Genomic DNA, 19,746 nt, shown 5'->3' on the forward strand with positions numbered 1-19,746 from the left:
GGAGGCCGTCCGAGATGGCGTTCGACGAGGCGCGCTACCTGCGCGAGGTGCTCGACCGGGGCCTGCCGGTCGACGAGGACCTGCGGCACCGCTACCAGCTCCCGGCCGAGCTGACCGCGGCCGGGGTCGACGAGGCGGTGCGGGCCGCCCGCGCCTGCTGGCGGCGGCACCGCACCCGGCTCAAGTACCTCGCGGTGATCGAGGAGTTGGAGGCCGGCCACCTGCCGCACCAGGCCGTCTTCGAGGCGGCGCGGGGCGGCGACCTCGCCCCGCTGCGCGCGGCCGTCGCCGAGCAGGGCCGCCGCGCCGCGGCCGCGCGGGACGAGCTGCTCGCCACCCTGCGCGAGGCCGCCGCCGGCCTCGGCCTGATCGCCCCCGCCACGCTGGCGCGGGTCGGCGCCGTCCACGGGGCCGACCCGGCCCGGCTGGACGAGGCCCTGGCGGCGCTGACCGTCACCGTCGCCGCCCCGGACCCGCTCCCCCGCGACCTGCCGCACCCGGCCTATGCCCGCTGCGCGCGGCAGCTGGCGGTCCTGCGGCTGCGCCACCTCGCCGACTTCCTGACGGCCGGCGCCCCCGGGGAGCACACCGACGCCCCGGTCCGGCCGTTCACCGGCCCCGCGCCGACCGAGCGCGCGCTGGAGGCGGCCGCGCTGCGCTGGGGCCGACAGCCGCACGGCGCCGCCCACACCGCGGCGCAGGCCGTGGCCGCCGCCGCGCGCAAGGTCCTCGGCGACCTGGGGCCGGAGGGGCTGCGCGCGGTGCTGCTGCACGAGCTGGCCGAGCCGCTGCGGGCCCGGCGGGCGGCCAGGGCCGGGGCGGGGACCCTGCTCGCCCACGCCGAGCGGGGCCTGTCGGTGGCCGCGCCCGACGCCCGGCGGCTGGTCCTGGCCGTGCGGGAGGAGCCGGATCCGGACCCGGTGACCGCCCGGCTGCGCGCGCTGGTCGCCGACGGGCTGCTGGCCGAGGCGGCGGCGGTGCTCGACCGGCTCCCGGACCGGGCGCTCCCACCGGAGGCCGCGGCTCCGGCCGCGCACGTCCGGGCGACGCTGGCCGAGGCGCGGCGGCTCGGCGACCTCGCCTCCGGGCGGCGGGTCGCCGATCCCGACCAGGCCTGGGAGCTGCTGGACCGGGCCGAGGCTCTGGTCCGGGACCTGCCCCGGCTCGACGAGGTGCGCCGCTCGCTGCCGGTCCGTCCGGTCCCCCGGGTGAGCGCGGCGGCGGACCGGACCGGCGTGCTGGTGGCGTGGGAGCCGACCCCGTCGACGGCCGGGCGGCCGGAGTACGTGGTGGTGCGGCGCGTCGACCGGGCGCCGCGCTCGGTGGCCGACGGGACCGTCCTGGACCCGCCCGCTCCCGGTGCGACCTCGCTGCTGGACACCGGGGCGCCGGTGAACGCGCCGGTCCACTACGGGGTCGCGGTACGGCGCTCCGCCGAACCGGACGGGCTGTACTCGCCGCTCGCCGTCTGCGGACCGGTGTGCCACCGGCCGGAGGTCGGCGCGGCCCGGCTGGAGGCGGACGACGGTGTGGTGAGCGGCCGTTGGCGGCTCCCGGCGGGTGCGGAGGCGGTGCGCGTCACCCGCCTCGCCGACCCGCGGGACACGGACAGCGCGGACGAGACGGACGACGCGGACGACGCGGACGACGCGGAGGAGGCGGACCCGCAGGGCAGGGCGGCCCCGTACGGCACGGTGATCCCCGCCCGGGCGGACGGGTTCACCGACCGGGGGCGGCCCAACGGCCGCGCCCACGGCTACCGGATCCAGGCCCTCTACCGGGAGGACGACGGCACCGTGACGGCCACCGCGGGCCTGCTGCTCGGCGCCGTCCCGCTCGCGCCGCCGGAGCCGGTCACCGCCCTCGCCGTCGCGCCCGCCGAGGAGGACCCCGACCTGTTCGACGCCCGCTTCACCTCCCCGGCGGAGTCCGCGCGCGGCGAGGTCCGCCTGTACGCCTTCGACACCCGTCCGCCCTGGCCGGTCGGACGGCTGCTGAGCCCGGCCGAGGTCGCCGCCCGGGGCACCCGGCTGGCGAGCCGCCCGATCGCCGGGGGCCTGCGGTTCCGGCCCCCGGGGCGCGGCGCCGTGGTCGTCGCGGTCACGGTCGCCGGCGACCGCGCCGCGATCGGGGCGGGCGAACCGGTGGTGGCCGTCCCCGGGTTGCGGAACGCGGCGGTGCTCCGGAGCACGGGCGAGGCGGTGGTCACCTTCGACTGGCCGCCGGACGGGCCCGGCGAGGCCGAGGTGCGCTGGCGGGTCGCCGACGGCGCGCTCCGGCGGCGCACCGTCACCCGCCTCGGCTATCTGCACCGCGACGGGGTCCGGCTCCCCGTGCCGCACGGCGCGGCCGCCGAGGTCGAGCTGCGCCCGGTCGGCCGGGCGGACGGCCTGCCCGCGTTCGGCCCGCCGGTCCGGCTGGTCCTGCCGGCCCGGATCGAGGTCCCGTACACCCTGACCCGCCGGGGGCTGCCCGGACGGCGCTCGGTGCGGGCGGTCTTCCGGAGCGCCACCGAGGTCCTGCTGCCCGGGCTGGTGCTGGTCGCCTCCACCGGGCCGACCTGGCCGCTGGCCGCCGGTGACGGCGAGACCCTCGCCGAGCTCGGCGCCGTGCGGATCGGGCCCGGCCGCCCCGCCGTGCTCACCGCCCGGCTGCCCCGGGGGCGCGTCTCCTGGCTGCGCTGCTTCACCCTCGGCGAGGAGATCGTGCTCGTCGACCCGCCGGTGAGCCGGCTGCGGACCGGCGCGCGGCGGGCGGAGGACCGCTCGTGACCCGCCCGGGCCGTCGCGGCGACGGCCTCGTCTGCCCGACCTGTCTTCGCCGGGTCGGCCGCGCGGACATCGTCTTCCGGTGCGTCTCCCGGCCGGACCCGTGCCCCGGCGACGGCCGGCTCGCCCTCGCCGATCCGCGGGCGCCGTCCGCCGTCTGCGGCCGCTGCGGGCGGACGACCTCGCGCCGCCACTGCCGCCGGTGCGGCGAGCGGCTGCCCGAGGGCCACCTCGGGGAGCCCGGCCTGATCGTCGCCGTCGCGGGGCCGGCCGGCAGCGGGCGGAGCACCTTCCTCGCCGTCCTGCTGCACGAACTGCGGCACGGCCTCGGCGCGCAGCTGGGCGCGGCCCTGCTGCCCGGCGACGACCGGACGGAACACGAGGTCCGGCAGCACTACGAGCACCCGCTCTACCGGGAGGGGCGTACGCTCGCCGCCCACGACCCCCACGCGGGCCCCCGACCGCTCGTCCACCGGCTGAGCCTCGGCGGCGGGCGGCGCGAACGGACGCTGACGCTGGTCCTGCTGGACACCCCGGTCGGCGCCGCCCCGCCGGACCTGGCCGCGGCGGACGCGGCGGTGCTGCTGCTCGACCCACGCGACCTGCCCGGAACCGGGCTGCGCCCGGGCGGGGGAACGCGGTCGGCGGAGGCCCTGGACCGGGCCCTCGCCGGGCTGCCCCGGGGCGACGGCGGCCGGATCCGGATCCCGGTCGCGGTCGGCCTGGCCAAGCTCGACCTGCTCACCCCGGCCCTGCCGCCGCACTCCCCGCTGCACCGCCGCCGCTCCCCCGTCCCGGCGTACGACCCGGTGGACCGCGCGGCCGTGGACACCGAACTGCGGGCGCTGCTGGAGCTCTGGCGGGGCGGCGGGATCACCCGGCGGCTGCGCGAGGAGCGGGCCGACCACCAGCTCTTCGCGTTCTCCGCGCTCGGCGCCGCGCCCCGCTCCGGCGCGACGCCGCCCGGCGGCCCGCGTCCGCACCGGGTCGAGGACCCGCTGCTGTGGCTGCTGCACCGCGTCGGCTTCCTGGGCCGGACCGGGCGGGTGGGGCGGGCATGACGCCGGGGCACGGGCCGAACGGCCGGGCACGCCGCGGTCCGACGGCGCAGGAGTGGGGCAACGCCGTCTTCGCCCTCCTGCTGCTCCCGGTGCTGATCTGGGCCGGGCTCCTGTTCGCGGCCGCCGGTGTGGCGCTGCACTGCCTCGTCATCGTCCTGCCGCGGCTGTTACTGCGCCATGTCCGGGCCGTCCGGGAGGCGTTCGGCGCGGGCGCGCCCTCCCCAGCGGACGACGGCCCCACCCGGGAGCCGTATCTGCACCGGGCCGGCGGGCAGGCGCTGCGGGCGCTGTGGCACGGCCTCCGGGAGGCCTACGCGGAGGAACTCCGGGCCGCGCTCAGGATCGTCCCTGGGCTGCTGCCGCCCGAGGGCGGGTCGTGGCGGCGCACCGAGCGGTTCGTGAGCCTCGGCATCGGCGGGCTGCTCCGCCTCCTCAGGGTTCTCAGCGCCGCCACGGCCGTCCTGGTGTCGGCGCTCCTGGCGCTCCCCGCCCTGCTCTGCCAACTGCTGCTCCGGGCCGTGCTGCTGGCCGCATTCCGGCTCTGGTGGACGGTCTGCCGGGCGGTCGACCGCCTCGGCCGCCGGCTGACCGGCGCGGCCGCGGTCTGCCCGCATCCGGACTGCGGCCGCGCGGTGGAGCTGCCGGACCGGCTCTGCCCCGGATGTGGCGCGCGGCACCGGCGGATGCTTCCCGACCGGCACGGCGGACTGCGCCGCACCTGCCGCTGCGGGGTCCGGCTGCCCGCCGGCACGCTGTTCGGCGCCCGGCGGCTGGAGACCCGCTGCCCGCACTGCTCCCGGCCGGTGCCGCCGGGCGGCGCACCCGCGCGGACGGTGCTCGTCGCGGGGGCGCCCCGGTCGGGGCGCAGCACCGTCGTCCGCGGCGGGTTCGCACACCTGGCCGGGGTGGTCGGGCCGCTCGGGGGGCGGGTCGGTGGCACACTGCCGGGCACGGCCGCGGCGGAGCTGACGGGGCTTCGCGGCGGGCGGCGCACGCTCGTGCTGCTCGATCCGCCGGGCCCGGTGTTCGCGGAGCAGTCCGGCGTCGACACCGTGGACGGCCTGCGCGGCGCGCACGGTCTGGTGCTGGTCCTCGACGCGCTGACGCTCCCCTCGGTCCGGCGGGCGCTCACCGGCCCGGTCGGCGGACCGCCGGCGCCCGGGTCCGTCCCGGCGGCGGAGCGGGTGCTCCGTGCCGTCGACGCGCTGCCCCGGCGCCGCCGTCCGCGGCGGATCGCCGTGGTGCTCACCCGCGCCGCCGCGCTGCGCGCCACCCCGGCCGGTCCGGGGCCCGGGGACGGCGAGGAGGCCGTGCGCGGGTGGCTGGAGGAGGCGGGGGCGGGGAACCTGGTCCGGCTGCTCGACCGGACCGGCGGCCGGGTGCGGTTCCTGGCCGACGGACCGGCGGCCGAGACGGGCCCGGCGCTGGGCGGGCTGCTGCTCTGGACCGCCGGAATCGCCGCCGCACCCCGGCGCCTGCCGGTCCCGCGCCGCATCCCCCGCCGCATCCGCCTCCGCCCGGACGGCGGCCCCCGGGTCCGGCGTTCCGGCGGGACGGCCCGCGCGCGGCGGGCGCTGCTCCTCTCCCATCTGGCGGGCCTGGCGGCGGTGCCGGCGGCCCTCACCCTGCTGTTCACCGGATCGCTGCCGCCCACCGCGGCGTTCGGGCTGCCCGCCGCCGTCGACCGGTGGCTCCGCCCGCTGCCGGACTTCGCCCGGGAGGTCGACCTCGCCGCCTTCCGGGGGGACGGCTCCTGGCCGGCCTTCTCGGCGAGCTACTCCGCGCCCGGGAGCAGCCCGGACGGGCCGCGCGACGGGAAGGGCGGCACCTGGTCGACGTACGGCAGCCCGTACGCGGTCATTCCCGACGCGGCGGACGCCGAGGAGATGGCGGACTGGCTGCGGCGGGAGGAGTGGCTGGAGATCGGCTTCGGGAGCCCGGTGCCGGTCTCCCGGATCGAGCTGGACATGGAGCCCGGCGGCTTCGCGCTGACCACCGTCCGGGTGCTGACCGCCGACGGCACCTGGGTGGACGCGGGCCGGGAACGGGTGTCCAACGAGAACCTCCTGACGGGACTGGACCGGCGGTTCGAGCTCGGCCTCAGCACGTCGGCGATCAGGATCCTCCCGATGGTGCTGCCCGGGCAGGAGGGCGCGCGCATCACCCGCCTGCGGGTCTGGTCGTCCTCGACCGCGCTGGTCCGGCCGCGCCTCGCCGGGACCGATCTGCGGCTGACCAACACGGCCCACCGGGACGTGTCGGTCGATGTGCTCCCGCCGGCGCTCCCGCCGGGCTGGCGGGCCGAGCCCGGGGCCGCGCCGCTGCGGCGGTTGGCGGCCGGCGCCACCGCCACCGCCCCGTGGCACCTCACCGCCGACCCCGGCGCGCGGCCCGGCCCCATTGGCTACGCGGTCCGCGTCACCGAGGACGGCCGCACCGCGACCGCGACCTGCTTCGCCCTGCTCCGGCCGACGCCGGAGGGACCCCGCGCCGAGCCGCTCACCTGCGACCCGGCCTGAGCCCCGGGCCGCCCCTCGGCCCCCGGACCTCCCCGGATACGCACCGGGACCGTCCTCGGAAACCGGGGGCCCGAACGTGTACACCCCGAGGGCGGCAACTCCCCGTCCCCGCAGGTCCTCCGGCCACCGACCCCGTCCCCGGCGAACGACCCCGTCCGGGTGCTCCCCGACCACGCACCTGATCACCTCCACCGCGCAAGGAGTCCTGACCATGCGGAAGTTCATCGTCGATCTGACCGAGCGCACCGTCGCCACCTACGCCGCCGCCTTCCTCGGCCTGCTGCTGGCCGACACCTTCGACCTGACGTCCATCAGCGCGCTCAAGGCGGCGGCGGTGGCGGCGCTGCCGGCCGCGCTGAGCGTCCTCAAGGGGGCGGTGGCGACCCGCGTCGGCGACCCGGCCTCGGCCGCCCTGCTGGTCCGCGGCCGCGACTGACCGACGCGGCCGACGGACCGGCCCAGCCGGCGCGACCGGCTGCTCCGGCCCGGCGGGGCCGGAGCAGGCCGGGCCTCCCGGTCCCGCGCTACGGCCGCCAGCGGCCGCCGGAGAGCTCGGCCAGCGCCTCCGCGACGTCCGGGGGCAGGCCCGGTCCGACGCCCATGGGCTGCACCAGGTACCACCCGTCCCGGCCCCGGAAGTAGGCCGGGGGGACGGGCGCCCCCGGGCTCGGCCGGACGTGGATGCCGTGCACCCGGGCGTCGCGCCCGCGGACGTGGACCCGGCGGACCGCCACCTCGTCCACGTCGTGCCACGCGTAGTGGCAGCTGCGCCGGCCCCGCCGGGCGGCGATGAAGGTGTCGGTGATGTGCAGGTCGAACCGGCGCCGGGGCAGCAGGCGGATCAGCATCAGCAGCAGGCCGATCACCGGCAGCCCCACCAGCGGCGCCCAGGACTCCAGCCGGTCCCAGGTGCCGCTCACCGTGGTCCGCACCAACTGGAGCGCCATCAGGGCGCCGAGCGGGCCCCAGTGCGCGAGCGTGACCTCACGCGTCCGGCCGGTGAGCAGGTACGAGGCCGGCTCGCGCCGCACGGTGAGGCCCCGCCAGGTCGAGGCCGGTGGCAGGGACGGCGTTCCCGGGCCCGGGCCGCCCGCGGTGGGCGCCCTGCGCGGTGCGGGGACCGCCCCCGTCCCCGGCGGGCGCACCGGGCCGGCCGCGGCGGCCAGGTGCTGCTGGAGCCGCAGGTTGCGGAAGCGGTACGTCCCGGCGGTCCGCTGGAGCAGACCGGCCCGGTGGGCGTCGCGCAGGAACGTCATCAGTGCCCACGGCACCCGGCCCGCCGCCGCCAGCGAGCACCGCGCCAGCAGCCACCGGCTCCACGGGCTGATCAGCAGGAACATCGCGCACGCCCCGCACCAGGCCGCCAGGCCGCCGGCCCAGTCCCCCTGGGGGTGGGACCGCGCCCAGCCCAGCAGTTCGATCCCGACGGCGATCAGCGGCGCCAGGACGACCATCGTCAGCAGGACCGCGGTCCGCTCCGACTGGAGCAGCGCGTCGGGGGTCGCGGCGTCCACGGTGTCCGAGGGCGCCGCCATCACGATCATCAGATAGCCGGGCAGCAGCAGGCCCACCACCAGCATCAGCCCCGCCGAGGACGGCACCAGGTACTGGTGGACGCCCAGGGCGAGGATCACCGGCGGCCCACCGACCACCACCGTGAGCCGCCAGGCCCGGCCCAGCCTCCCGTTGCGGCCGGCCGAGCGCAGGGCGCCGGCGAACCGCAGCGGATTGGCCCGCCGCCGGGGCGTCGAGGGGTCGTCCCCGAACCACGCCTGCCCGGCCGTCCGGACCGCCCCGGCCATGGTCACGCTGAGGCCCAGGGTGGTTCCGAAGCCGTAGTACCGGTGCGAGGAGTCGTCGACGAGCCCCAGCACCAGCTCGAACAGCACCGACAGGGCGATCCCCGCCGCGATCAGCACGGGCACCGCCAGCGCCCGGGGCAGGGGCGTGCCGAACAGGCGCCACCAGGCCAGTTCGGCGGTTCCCTGGCGGCTCATCAGCCGGGCGAGGTGGGACAGCCAGACCCGCGCCTGCTCCGCCTCCCACTGCCGGGGCGGGTGCAGCCGGTCGGGGCCGGGCGGCAGCTGCGGGAACGACGCGGGCACGATCAGGTCCAGCAGGTGCCGTTCGACCTGCGCGGCGGTCGCGAAGCGCCTGCGGTCCACCAGCTCGCCCGGGTCCGCCGGCGCCCGCTCGTAGCCGCGCCGCACCAGCCACACCATCAGCGGCGTCGACAGCGCCCGGCTCACCGGGCTGTTGGGCTCGGCGCGCAGCTCGGCCAGCAGCGGCGCCCACTCCCGCGCGCGCGACGGCTGCCGGGCCTGGCGCAGGTAGGCCGCCACGTCGGCGGGGTCGAGCGGCAGCGCCTCGATCGCCGAGTCCACCCGCAGCACGTCCCGCTGCGCCGACACCAGCTCGCGGTAGGCCTCGGTGCGGCAGATCAGCACCACCCCGCCGTCCTGGCCCAGTTGGCGCCCGAGGGCGCCGAGCACGGCGATCCGCCGGTGCTCGGGCAGCTCGTCGAGGCTGTCCAGTACGGGCAGCAGGCGCCGCTCGCTCACCAGCCGGCCGGCGGGGTGGAGTCCGTCCACCCGCGGCAGACCGGGGTGCTCCTCGGCGATCCGGCCGATCAGCCAGTCGTGGAAGTTGACCCGCTCCGCGTCCCAGGACTCCAGCGAGAGCACGACGGGCACCGGGACGTCCTCGCCGCGGGTGAGCCGGCGGGCGAGCAGCTCCAGGGTGAGCAGCACGGCCAGGGTCGTCTTGCCCGCGCCGGCCCCGCCGAGGATCAGCAGGCGGCGCCGGTCGAGCCCGAGCAGGGCCTCCGCCATGGTGCCGACCCGGTCACCGCGCCCGCCGAGTTCGGTCCCCGGCCCGAGCGCGGTGCGGCTGTGCACCCAGCGGACGGCCAGCGGTTCGGGGTCGGCCATGTCCCAGGCGTCGGCCTCGGCCCGCCACTGGTAGAGCAGACTGCGGGCCAGCCGCTCCTCGGCGAGGGCGAGGGGTGTCGCCGGCGGTTCCGGCGGGGGCGGCACGGTGAGGTGCAACTCGCCGTTGAGCACGCCGATCTGGACCAGGTAGTGGACCGTGCTGTCGGTGACGATGTTGCGGATGTCCATGGGCCCCTGGCCCGGTTCGGATTCCGTCACTCCCCCGTCCCGCCTCTGTCGACCGCTGCCGCGCCCGTCCTTTGTACCAGCACCGGCGCGGTTCGCGGGGTCAGTGGCCGCCCTTCGGCTCGGTGCAGCCGCCGTCCAGGTAGGGCCCGTGGGCCTCGACGGTGACGGACCTGCCGAGCCGGCCGGCGACGCACGGGCCGGTGCCCGGGACGCTGACCTCGAACGACAGCTCGCCGCCCGCGGGTTGGAACTGCACGCTGCCGGCCGGGTAGCCGAGGGAGGCCAGGATGCCGAGCACCTCGTCCTGGGTGAGCGGCGCAGCGGCGGCGCGGGGCCCGACGGCGTCGGCGATGCGCTTGCGGTGCGCCTCGCCCCGGCAGCGGTCCGCCGCGTCGAGGGGCGCCATCTGCTTGTACATCGAGTTCTCGGCGTGCCTGGCCGCCCACGGATCGACGGGATCGGCCGGCCCGGTGCCCGTGCCGGCGGCCGTGGGGTCCGGCCGTACCGACGCGCAGCCCAGCGCCGCCACCCCGGGAAAGAGCCGGTCGTGTTCGGCGACGCCCTTGCGGACCGCCTCGGTGTAGCCCGTCGGGGCGGCGGACACGGACGGGGACGGGGCGGAGGCGGCCGTCCCGCCACCGCCCGTGCTGCGCACGCTTCCGCAGCCGGTCACCGCCACCGCCCCCGCCAGTACACCGGCCGCCACCACTGCCAGACGCCTCATCGACCCGCCCTCCCCGTTCCGACCCGCGCCCCGCAAGGGCGCTTCGTACGGCGCCCATCATGCCGGACGCCCCGGCCCGGCCGTCGGCGGGAGCGGCGGCCGGAGCGCTACCGAGGGCGGGAGCCGGGCCGGTGGCCGTCGCAGAACCAGCCTCCCGGGTACAGCCGGGCCGGTGCTCCGCAGCGGGTGCCCCGGCCCGCGGTGCAGATGTCGCGCACCAGCGGTGCGATGGGCGGCCTGGTGATCGGGGGCGGGAAATCGACGGCCGGCGGGCCGGGGTGCCGGCGGTGGACGTCCCGGCGTGGGCGGGAGCCGCCGCTGCCCCGGCGCGGGGGTGCGCCGCGGGTCGCGGTGCCGTGGCCGGCGGCCAGGGTGCCGCCGTTCTCCAGGAAGGCGTCGAGGTCGCCGGCGCTGGCCCAGAAGCGGTGCAGGCCGCGGCCCGCCCGCAGGGTGAGCGGCTGGAAGGAGCCGGCGACGATGTCGCGGACGAGGGCGTCGAACTGCCGGGGCCTGGGGTCCCAGCGCGGATGGCGCCGACCGCAGCTGCCCCGTCGGCGCGACGGGCAGGGAGTCGGCATCCGCTCGCACTGCTCCAGCGCGAGGGCCCGGACGCCGCCGCGGACGAGCAGGTGGCGGTCGTCGCGGATGGCGGCCGCGGGCAGGTCGTCCGTACGGGTCCAGTGGACGGCGTCGATCAGCGGGGCCTGCGGGTCGACCGTGTGCCAGACCGGCGTGATGCCGTCGGCGCGGGCGGCGGCGTCGCGGTGCCGCGCCGTCGCCGCCGTGATGTACGCCAGCTGCGGCTCGAAGCCGAACCGCCGGCCGTCGGCGCCGGTGACGAGCACGTCCGAGCGCCGCCGCCCGTCCGCCCCGACCGCCTCCACCTCGGCCGTGTGCCCGGCGCTCTCGACCACCCGGAGGTAGCGCTCCTTGTAGGCCTTCTGCTCGTCGCTCTCACCGTGGTAGCGGTGGTGGCGCGGGTTGTGGTGGGCGGCGACGCGGACGCCCCGGCGCTCGAAGACGTACATCCACGCGGCGACTCCGCGGGTGGCGAGGCAGTCGGGGCAGTAGAGGCCGCGCCGGTGGACCGGTCGCCGGTCGCCGAGCAGGCGCGCCCACAGACCGGGGTGGCCGGGGTGCCCGAGGTCGTCGCGGTCGAGGTCGAGGGTGGCGTTGACGAGCGTGCAGAAGACGGGGGTGCGCCGGGGGGACTCGCCGTCGAAATCGTCCATGGCATCTCTTCTCTGCCCTCGCCCACCGGGAGTAGGCTCAAGCGCGAAAGGGACCGCAGCTGTGATTCCAACGCGCACGGGTCCCCGAATGCCTCCGAATTCCGCGGCCCTCCGGACAGTTGTCCTGATCCTGCGCCGAATTCGCGGATCTTTCCCGGAAATTGACGCTCCGTTCGCGGCGGCTGCCGTGTTTACCGTCGATTTGCCCGGAATGCGGCGGCCCGGAACAGGCCACCGCACCCGCATGCGGGGCGGTCAGGCCGGCGGCGTGGCGAAGTAGATGCCCTCGCACAGTTCGCGGGCGATCCGCGCGTAGCGGCCGACGTCCCGCAGGGGGCCGTCCTCCAGACGGCGCCAGTCGCGGGCGGCGCCCGCCGCCGCCCGGCGCAGTTCGGCGGGGGCGGCGTCGGCGGGCAGGCGGAGGCGGGCGGCGGGGGTGCGGCCGGTGGCGAGGGCGATCAGGGCGGCGGCGGTGTCCTCGTCGAGTTCGAGCCGCTGCCCGGCCACCGCGGCCAGGGCCCGGGCGAGTTCGTGGCGGCGCAGTTCCGGGTGCCGGCGCAGGTCGCCGATCCGGGTGCGGGCCTGCTGCAGGACGTCGGCGGGCAGGCCGTCGCCGGTGCCGAGGGCCGCCTCGACGGCGCCGAGGGCGGCGGCCGAGCGCAGCGCGTCGGCGGCGTCGACGAAGCGCAGCCGCAGGTGTTCGACGACGGCGGCGATGCCGGAGGCGGCCCGGAACTCGGCGAGCAGGGCGGCGGCCCCGATCGGGCGGCCCTCGGTGCGGGCCCGGCGGGCGGCCGCCAGGGCGGTGTCGATGCCGTAGACGCCGAGCAGGCCGAACAGCCGCTGCCGTTCGGGGCCGGTGAGCGGCGCGCCGTCCCAGTCGAGGAAGCGCCGGCCTGAGTAGAGGGCGCGGCGCAGGGCGGGGGCGGGGGCCTCGACGAGCCGGCGCACCAGGGCGGCGTCCGGTTCGGTGAAGTCGTCGCCGAGGGCGGTCTGGGCGAGCAGTCCGACCACCGGGAGCACCTCGTCGACCAGCCCGGCGAGCCGGGCGGCGTTGGTCGCGGCGACCTGCCGGGCGCGCGGCCAGGGGTCGCCGTGGCCCTCGCCGAGCAGGTCGATCCGGCTGAGCACGCCGACGGCGTTGAGCGCGGTCATCCGGCCGTCGGCCTGGGCCCGCAGGGCGCCCAGCGCCTCGGCGTCGCCCGCGCCGGGGTGCGGCATGACGTAGATCATCGCGTCGGCGCGGGCGAGGGCGTCCAGGGCCGGCTCGTCGAGGCCGCTGAGCGAGTCGAGGCCGGGGGTGTCGACGAGCACGCAGTCGCCGGCGGGCCGCAGCCCGGCGGCCTCGACGACGACCTCGGCGATCCGGTCGGCGCCCACGCCGAGGTCCCGGGGGTCGCGCGGCAGGCCGCCGGCCTGCCAGTGGGCGATGCCGTCCCGCTGCCGGACCTGGAGCCGGTTGAGCCGCCCGGGCCGGAACCACGCGACCACCGTCGTGCACTCGGTGGCGGCCGAGGCCGCGAGCCGACGGCCGAGCAGGGCGTTCACCAGGGTGGACTTGCCCGCGTTCATCCGGCCGCCGACGGCGATCCGCAGGGTCCGCTCGGCCAGCCGCTCGTGGACGGCCCGCACCGCCTCCGCCGCCGGGCCGGGTGGCAGCCGGCCGGCCAGCTCGGCGCAGAACCCGGCCACCACCGGGGCGAGTTCGGCGCCGTGCGGAGGGACGGTCACCGGTTCACCGCCCGGGCGGGCGCACCGGTCGGCGGGGCGGTGCCGCCCTGCTCGCGCTCCAGCAGCCTGGCGAGCTTCCGGGCCGGGCGGCGCAGCCCCGCCGCCTCCTCCTTGAGCTCGCGCACCCGCCCCTCCCAGAACCTCAGCCGCTGGGCCGCGCTCTCCACGCCCTTGAACCAGGAGACCAGACTGTCGACGCCGTTGGCCTCCTTGCGTGAACTCTTCACCATGGACGCGGCCCCGTCCAGCCGTCGCTGGAGCTCCTCCGCCCGGTGGCCGAGCAGGGTGGAGAGGCACCACAGCACGGGCACCGCGACGCCGCGCGGCCCGGGCCCGCAGGAGACCGCGACCGTCGTGCCGCGCACCCGCCCGCCACCGGCGACGAGTTCCTCCAGCGGAGCCATCGCCTTCCGGGCGCGGGCCCAGTCGGCCGGGTCGGTCACCAGGTCGGCCTTGGTGTAGGCGAGGACGATCGGCAGCGGCGTCGGCTGCTCGGTGACGGCGCGGTGCAGCAGCACCACGGTGCGGCGCACCTCGTCGTGGGAGTCGGGGTCGGTGGCGAGGCGGTGGGTGTCGGCGAAGACCACCACGGCGTCCGCGTCGGTCAGCCGTTCCAGCAGCTGCGCGGTCTCCGGGTCGTCGGCGGCGGAACTGGTGAGCGCCCCGCCCCGGTAGTCCGTCCAGTGGAAGCCCAGCACCTCGCCGCGCCCGTACCGGAGCCCGGCCCGCAGTTCGGTGCGCCGCGAGGACGGCGGCGGGTAGACGCCCTTGCGCAGCCGGCCGCCGGCGGTGGTCAGTTCCTCGGCGGTCCGGCGGTCGGGGGTGACCAGCCGGAAGCCTTTGCGGTCGGCCGCGAGGTGGGTGAACATCGCGGCGAGGTAGCTGCTCTTGCCGGCGCTGCTGTGGCCGAGGGCGACCACCCGGAGGTTCATCAGGTCCATGCGGTCAGCTCCGGCCCGGGCCCGGCGCGCCGGTGGTGCCGCCGAGGGAGCGGGCGAGGGCGAGGCCCTCGTCGCGCAGCGCGGTGAGCGAGCCGATCCGGCGCTTGGCGCGGTCCCGGGCGGCCGCGAGGTCGGCGGCGGAGGCGGCCAGGTTGCGCCGGTGGTCGGCGAGTCGCCGCTCCAGCCGGAGCCGCTCGTCGGCGATCGCCTGGTCGAGCGCGACGGCGAGCCGGTCGGTCAGTTCGTCGACGTGGCCGGTGATCTGGGCGGGGATCTCGGTGTTCAGGTCGGTCAGCACCCGGTTGAGGTGGCGGGTGGCGTCGCCGCGCACCCGGCCGAGCTCGGCGCGCTGGCGGCGGCGCCGGGTGAGCACGGCGAGCATCGCGTAGCTGGCGACGGCGGGCAGCAGCACGCTGCTGGTGACCAGGGCGACGACGGTGCCGAAGGTGGCCGCCGTGCCGATCGACGGGATGACGCTCTCGATCACGCCCAGGGCGCCGCCGTCCCGGTGGGTGGAGAGCACCATCTCCGGCAGCGGGGCTTCGCGTTCGGCGCGGATGACGGTCCCCTCGCCGGCGCCGTCGCCGTCACCGTCGTGGACCACGGCGAGCGCCGTGCCGGGGCGCCCGGCGTCCAGCACCGAGGCGCACTCCCGCCGCACCCGTTCCTCCAGGATGGCCAGGCCGCGCCGGGCGGCGTTGTCCAGCTGCAGCCAGACCGCCTCCACCTGGGCCTCCAGATCGGCCGGGAACTCCTGGGCCAGGGCGGCCGGTTCGGAGGTGGCGATCCTGGCCTCGGCCACCTGGCGGACGTCGTTGAGACTGCGCCGGAGGCCGAGCTGGAGGGTGTTCTTGAGGTCGCGGGCCCCGCTGGTCAGGACGCGCCGCCACTGGGCGCTCTCCGACTGGAGCTGGCGCAGCGCCTCCTCGGTGGCCTCGACCTCGGCGGCCAGCGTCGGGTCCTGCTGGAGCGAGCGCAGGTGCTGCTCCTGCTCGGCGAGCGGGGCGGTGAGCGCGGCGAGGGCGACCTGCACCACGTTGGCGAGCCGCAGCTCGGCGGCACGGGCGGCGATCCGGCGGCGGAGCAGCGAGTCCAGCGGTTCGAAGCCGCTCTCCTCCAGCAGCTCGGCCGCGTCCGCGAGTTCACCCGTGTCGGCGGCATCGGCGGCGTCCCGGCGGGCCCGGTTGCTGACCGGGAACCAGGGGGCGTCGGCGTGCCGGGGGGCGTGCCGGGCGAGCAGTTCGCGGTTGCGTTCGAGGACGGCGGGCCAGGCGTCGTGGCTGTCGGTCTTGGTGAGTACGAACACCGTCTCGGCGGTGCGCTCGGTCGCGCGGGAGAGGAAGTCCAGCTCGGACCGGGTGAGTTCGCTGGAGCCGTCGACGACGAAGACCAGCGCGTCGGCGTTCTCCAGGGCGGCCAGCGCGAGTTGGGCGTGGCCGCTGACCAGGCCGCCGACGCCGGGGGTGTCGATGAGCTCCAACCCGGCCGCCAGCAGCGGGACGGGCAGCTCGACCTCGACGTGGTGCACGTCGAGGCGGTGCGGACGGCCGGTGGCCGGGTCGACGGCGGCGTACTCGGCGATCCGCTCCAGCGGGATCGGCTCCGGGCGCGGGGCGGCGTCGGAGGCGTTCGGGGCGGAGGCGGCGGACGTGGCGGTAGCGGCGGGGGCAGCGGCGGGCAGCAGGAAGGCCTCGGCGCGCGGGCGGTCGCCGTGCCGGACGACGACGTGCACGCCGGTGGCGACGTCGGCGTCGACCGGGAGGAGGTCCCAGACGCCGACCAGGCTGTTGATCGTGGAGCTCTTGCCGCGCTTCTTCTCGCCGACGACGACCAGCGAGGCGGCGCCACCGGCGGCCCGGGCGGCCTCCGCGCGCACCCGCCGGGCGCCGCCGGTGGCGTCGGTGGCGGTGGCAGTGGCGGTGTCCCGGTTGTCGTCCGGGACCGTCGGGGCTTCGGCGGCGGCCGTGCGGGCGGCGCGTTCGAGGAGGTCGGCGGTGCGGGTCGCGAAGTCCAGGACGCGGGTGCGGGAGGGGGCTTCGGGGCGGATCCGGGTCATGAGGGTTCTCCCGTGGCGGGGTCGGGCCGGTCAGCGGGGTCGGTGGAGGCGCCCTTCGGCGGGTGCGTCGGGGCGGGCGGCGCGGTGGGCGGCGACGGCGGTGGCAGGGCGGCCGGTACGGCGGGCGGCGGCGGTGCGGGGTCCTCGTCGAACTCGCCGAACATGCCGGCCAGGTTCGCCTCCTGCGGGTCGACCGCCCGGGTCCGCCAGCGCGGCGGCTCGTCCGCGTCGGGACGCGGGACGCTGGGACGCGGGACGCCCGGCGCGGGCGCGGGCGCGGCACCCCCGGGCCCGGCGGAGCGGGACGCGTCCGGGGCGGGCGGCGGATCGCCCAGTCCGTCGTACGGGTCGCGGTCACGGGCGCCGTAGGGGCCCTGCCCGGTGACCGGGTACCGGCCGCCGAGGTGCTGCCCGGACGCGCGGTCCTGCTCCTCGGGGTCGTCCGGCCGGAGGGCGCCGACGACCACCTTCCCGAGCTTCCCGAGGCCTCGCACGGTCCGCCCCCACCCGGACGGGCCGCGCCCGGGTCCGGGCGCCGGTCCCGTCGCGGGGCCGTCCTTCGTACCGTCCTTCCCGCCGTCCTTCGCCCCGCTCTTCACCCCCCGCCCCTGCTCGGGCGCGGCCCCGGGCCCACCCTGCGGCGGGGCCGGCGGAGGTGGCGGGGGCGGCGACAGCAACTCGTACCCGTGGCAGTCCGCGCTGGTCAGATGGGTGAGCCGACCGGCCTCGGCGTCCGAGCGCCGCCGCCAGCCGGTGACCAGCACACACCGGCCGGGCCCGGCCGCGGCCGCCGCCCAGAGGCCGGGCGCGTCCGCCTCGGGCAGCAGATGGCTGCCCGCCGGATGAGCGGGCCGCCAGACCGGCGGCTTCGGTGCCGGATCCGCCGCTCCCCCCGGCCGGTCCGGCCACGGCGCGGCGACCGGCCGGGTGGTGCGCGGCTCGGCCTCCTCCCGGCCGACCGCCTCCCAGGTGGGCGCGATCCACTCGGTGTAGACCGGTCCGGCCCAGCCGACCAGGTGCTCGGCCAGCTCGCCGAGTCCGGGGAGCCGCCCACCCGGCCCGGCCGCCGCCGACCGGTACCAGCCCACGAAGCCGTACAGCGGGCGGCCGAAGCGGTCCTGCACCATCTCCCGGCTGATCAGGCCCAGTTCGCAGGCGGCTCCGACCAGGACGCCCCGGCCGTCGCGGTGCAGCAGGAAGCGCGGACCGTACTCCAGCCGGCTCCCGCCGGCCACGGCGGCGCGCACGGCGTCCCCCACCGGGCCCTGCCGGTCGACCCCGGCGGGCAGTGCCCGCCACCACTGGTCGACCCGCAGGGTCCGGCCGTAGACCACGGCCGACCAGCCGCCGGGGGCGGCACCGTCCGCCCCGCCGACCGCGCTCCCGGGCTCCGGCCCGTCGTTCGTCGTACTCGTCATGGCATCCGTCCGTCCGTCAGTCCGTCAGCAGCCGGCCGTCGCGGTAGATGGCGACCCCCCGCAGCTCGGCGTCCAGCTCCTGGCAGCGCTCCTGGGCCCGCGCCAGGTCGGCCGAGGTCGCCGAGCTGCTGGCGAGCAGCCGGTCGATCTCCTGTCGGGCGCTGGTCTTCTGCGCCCCCTTGAAGAAGCCGCCGAACAGGCCCTGGCTGAGCGCGGCCAGTTCACCGCGCGAGGCGTCCAGGCCGCCGGCGAGCCGGTCCATCTCCTGCCGGTTCCGCACGATGCCCTCGCTGAGGTAGTGGCGGAGGCTGAAGATGATCGGCAGGTGGAGGTTCTTCGGAGCGATCCGGCTGGCGTCCACGGTGGCCTGGGCCGCCGCGCCGAAGTTGCCGAGCTGGACGGCGCAGAGCGCCACCGTGACGCCCTCGGCGTCGTCGCCGGCCAGCACCGGCACGAGGTTGGGGAAGTTCCGTCCCGCCATCTGGAGCGCCTCGGCCGCCCGCAGCCCGGTGCGCTCGGCCAGCAGGTCCGCCTTGGTGAGCAGGACGGTCACGCCGGGGACCGGATCGCCCTCCGCCAGCCGGCTGCTGAAGACCCGGGAGATCGCGCGGCTGAACCGGGAGATCTCCATCGGATCGTCGTCCCGGTCGAGGTTGCCGGGCGCGCCGTGCTTGATCCACTCGGCCACGTGCTCGGAGTCCAGCGCCAGGATGATGCTGTCGGAGCGCATCAGCCGCTCCTCCAGCTGCGCGACGTCCGCGGCGGCGCCGCGCCGGTCCAGGGCGGCGTTGCCGCGGAAGTCGACGCAGTCGATCGTCATGAGGTCGCGCATGCCCCGGCGGAACACGAACTCGTAGGAGATCGGCTCCTCCGAGGTGGCCTTGGGCATCGTGCCGGTGCGGCGCAGCCGGGCCCAGTCCTCGGCGAGGTCGAGATCGAGGTCGGGGTCGGTGGTGTAGAGGTAGTAGCCCTGGACCCCCGAGGAGAGCCGGTTGTACATGCCGTGCAGGTAGGCGGTCTTGCCGGAGCCGCTGGCTCCGAGCAGGGTGAGGGTGAGGGTGGGGACCGTCATGGTGCGGTGTCCTTCGTCTCGCGGGTTCGCTGGTTCGTGGGTGCGTGGGTGCGTGGGTGCGTGGGTCCCATGGGTGTCGGTTCGCGGGCGGTTCAGAACGAGAGGACGTCCTCCAGCAGCTCGCCGAGCCGGTCGGCGGGCTCCACCAGCGGTTGCAGCCGCGCCAGTTCGGCGCCCGCCCGGGCGCGGTCCCGGTCGCGGATGGAGGCCCAGGACGGCTCGTCCTCCCACCAGCTGCTGAGCCGGTCCCACAGGGTGTCGCGCTGGTCGGCGAAGCGGGCGGAGGCCATCAGCCGGTCGATCGAGGCGGACAGCTCCACGGCCCGGCCGAGGATGCCGAACCGGAGCGTCCACAGCACCGGCAGTGCCACGCCCTCCGGCTCCGGTCCGCACACCAGCGGAATGAGCGCGCCCTGGATGTGGCGGGTCTCCTGGACGGCCTCGATCAGCGGCATGAACGGGCCGACGAAGCGCTCCTCCGCGTCGGGGGCGCCGAGGTCGACCAGGTCGGTCTTGGTGAGGGCGATCACCAGCGGGGTCACGCTCTCCTCCCGGTCGGCGATCGCCTGGTGGACGCGGACGACCAGCCGGCGGACGTCCTCGGCGGCGTCGGGGTCGGTGTCCAGGCGGAGGGCGTCGACGAACAGCACGATGCCGTCGGCCGCGACCAGGTCGTCGTGCAGGCGGGCGGCCTGCGGGCTGGACCTGCGGTGCTCGGTGAGCGCGCCGCCGCGGTGGTCGGTCCAGCGGAACGGGAAGATCGCGTCGCCGTCGTGGCAGAGCGCGAACTCGTAGCAGTGGGGCCGGTCGCTGGCGCGGGGGTAGCGGCCGCGCCGGATGGCGCGGGCGTCGGCGAGCAGCGCGTGGTGGGCGGAGCGATCGGCGGCGCTCAGGGTCATGCCTTCGACGCCGTCGCACATGGCGGCGTACATGAGGGAGAGGTAGCTGGTCTTCCCGGCCGCGCTGTGGCCGAGCATCACGATGTCCATGCGGTTCCTCGCGGTTCTCGCGGGTCCTCGGGCGGGCGGTCCGTTTTCGGGCAGGGCGGGGCGCGGTGCGGCGGTTCCTGCGGTGCGGCGGTTCCTGCGGTCCCTCGGTGCGGATG

The 19,746-nt window shown here is 77.7% G+C and carries 13 protein-coding genes; 4 read left to right on the forward strand and 9 right to left on the reverse strand.

Annotated features, from left to right (window positions below; translation table 11 throughout):
- Positions 1 to 14 precede the first annotated feature (14 nt).
- The 4 genes from ACFVFS_RS33735 (at position 15) to ACFVFS_RS33750 (ending at position 6,784) form a co-directional block, all read left to right on the forward strand.
- A complete protein-coding gene (locus ACFVFS_RS33735; RefSeq protein ID WP_380628687.1) occupies positions 15 to 2,771 on the forward strand; it encodes a hypothetical protein in 2,757 nt (918 codons plus the stop codon).
- On the forward strand, positions 2,768 to 3,829 hold the full coding sequence (locus ACFVFS_RS33740) for a hypothetical protein (protein WP_380628688.1): 1,062 nt from the start codon (positions 2,768 to 2,770) through the stop codon (positions 3,827 to 3,829). Before ACFVFS_RS33735 ends, ACFVFS_RS33740 begins: the two co-directional genes overlap by 4 nt.
- A complete protein-coding gene (locus ACFVFS_RS33745) occupies positions 3,826 to 6,348 on the forward strand; it encodes a hypothetical protein (protein WP_380628689.1) in 2,523 nt (840 codons plus the stop codon). The genes ACFVFS_RS33740 and ACFVFS_RS33745 overlap by 4 nt, the downstream gene beginning before the upstream one ends.
- A 211-nt stretch (positions 6,349 to 6,559) precedes the next feature.
- Positions 6,560 to 6,784: a holin gene (locus tag ACFVFS_RS33750; RefSeq protein ID WP_380628690.1), complete on the forward strand. Its 225-nt coding sequence runs from the start codon at positions 6,560 to 6,562 to the stop codon at positions 6,782 to 6,784.
- A gap of 88 nt (positions 6,785 to 6,872) precedes the next feature.
- Here the strand turns inward: ACFVFS_RS33750 and ACFVFS_RS33755 are convergent, their stop codons facing one another.
- The 9 genes from ACFVFS_RS33755 to ACFVFS_RS33795 form a co-directional block, all read right to left on the reverse strand.
- The gene (locus ACFVFS_RS33755; protein ID WP_380628691.1) at positions 6,873 to 9,467 is read right to left on the reverse strand and encodes an NACHT domain-containing protein; all 2,595 of its coding nucleotides are present in this window, start codon (positions 9,465 to 9,467) and stop codon (positions 6,873 to 6,875) included.
- Positions 9,468 to 9,567: 100 nt separating this feature from the next.
- A complete protein-coding gene (locus ACFVFS_RS33760; protein WP_380628692.1) occupies positions 9,568 to 10,191 on the reverse strand; it encodes a hypothetical protein in 624 nt (207 codons plus the stop codon).
- Positions 10,192 to 10,298: 107 nt separating this feature from the next.
- Entirely contained in the window at positions 10,299 to 11,423 is a 1,125-nt protein-coding gene (locus ACFVFS_RS33765) for a hypothetical protein (RefSeq protein ID WP_380628693.1), read from the reverse strand.
- A 255-nt stretch (positions 11,424 to 11,678) separates the two neighbouring features.
- Positions 11,679 to 13,154, reverse strand: coding sequence for a dynamin family protein (locus ACFVFS_RS33770; RefSeq protein WP_380628694.1), 1,476 nt, complete (start codon positions 13,152 to 13,154; stop codon positions 11,679 to 11,681).
- Complete coding sequence (locus tag ACFVFS_RS33775) at positions 13,151 to 14,095, reverse strand: hypothetical protein (RefSeq protein WP_380628695.1); 945 nt, start codon at positions 14,093 to 14,095, stop codon at positions 13,151 to 13,153. Before ACFVFS_RS33775 ends, ACFVFS_RS33770 begins: the two co-directional genes overlap by 4 nt.
- A gap of 4 nt (positions 14,096 to 14,099) precedes the next feature.
- Positions 14,100 to 16,151 (reverse strand): dynamin family protein, encoded by a 2,052-nt coding sequence (locus tag ACFVFS_RS33780; protein WP_380628696.1) that lies wholly within the window; start codon positions 16,149 to 16,151, stop codon positions 14,100 to 14,102.
- Complete coding sequence (locus tag ACFVFS_RS33785; protein ID WP_380628697.1) at positions 16,148 to 17,569, reverse strand: hypothetical protein; 1,422 nt, start codon at positions 17,567 to 17,569, stop codon at positions 16,148 to 16,150. Before ACFVFS_RS33785 ends, ACFVFS_RS33780 begins: the two co-directional genes overlap by 4 nt.
- Positions 17,570 to 17,585: 16 nt before the next feature.
- Positions 17,586 to 18,641 (reverse strand): hypothetical protein, encoded by a 1,056-nt coding sequence (locus tag ACFVFS_RS33790; protein WP_380628698.1) that lies wholly within the window; start codon positions 18,639 to 18,641, stop codon positions 17,586 to 17,588.
- A gap of 92 nt (positions 18,642 to 18,733) precedes the next feature.
- Complete coding sequence (locus ACFVFS_RS33795; protein WP_380628699.1) at positions 18,734 to 19,630, reverse strand: hypothetical protein; 897 nt, start codon at positions 19,628 to 19,630, stop codon at positions 18,734 to 18,736.
- Positions 19,631 to 19,746: the final 116 nt, after the last annotated feature.

Source organism: Kitasatospora sp. NPDC057692, from assembly GCF_042799475.1.
Lineage (GTDB): Bacteria > Actinomycetota > Actinomycetes > Streptomycetales > Streptomycetaceae > Kitasatospora.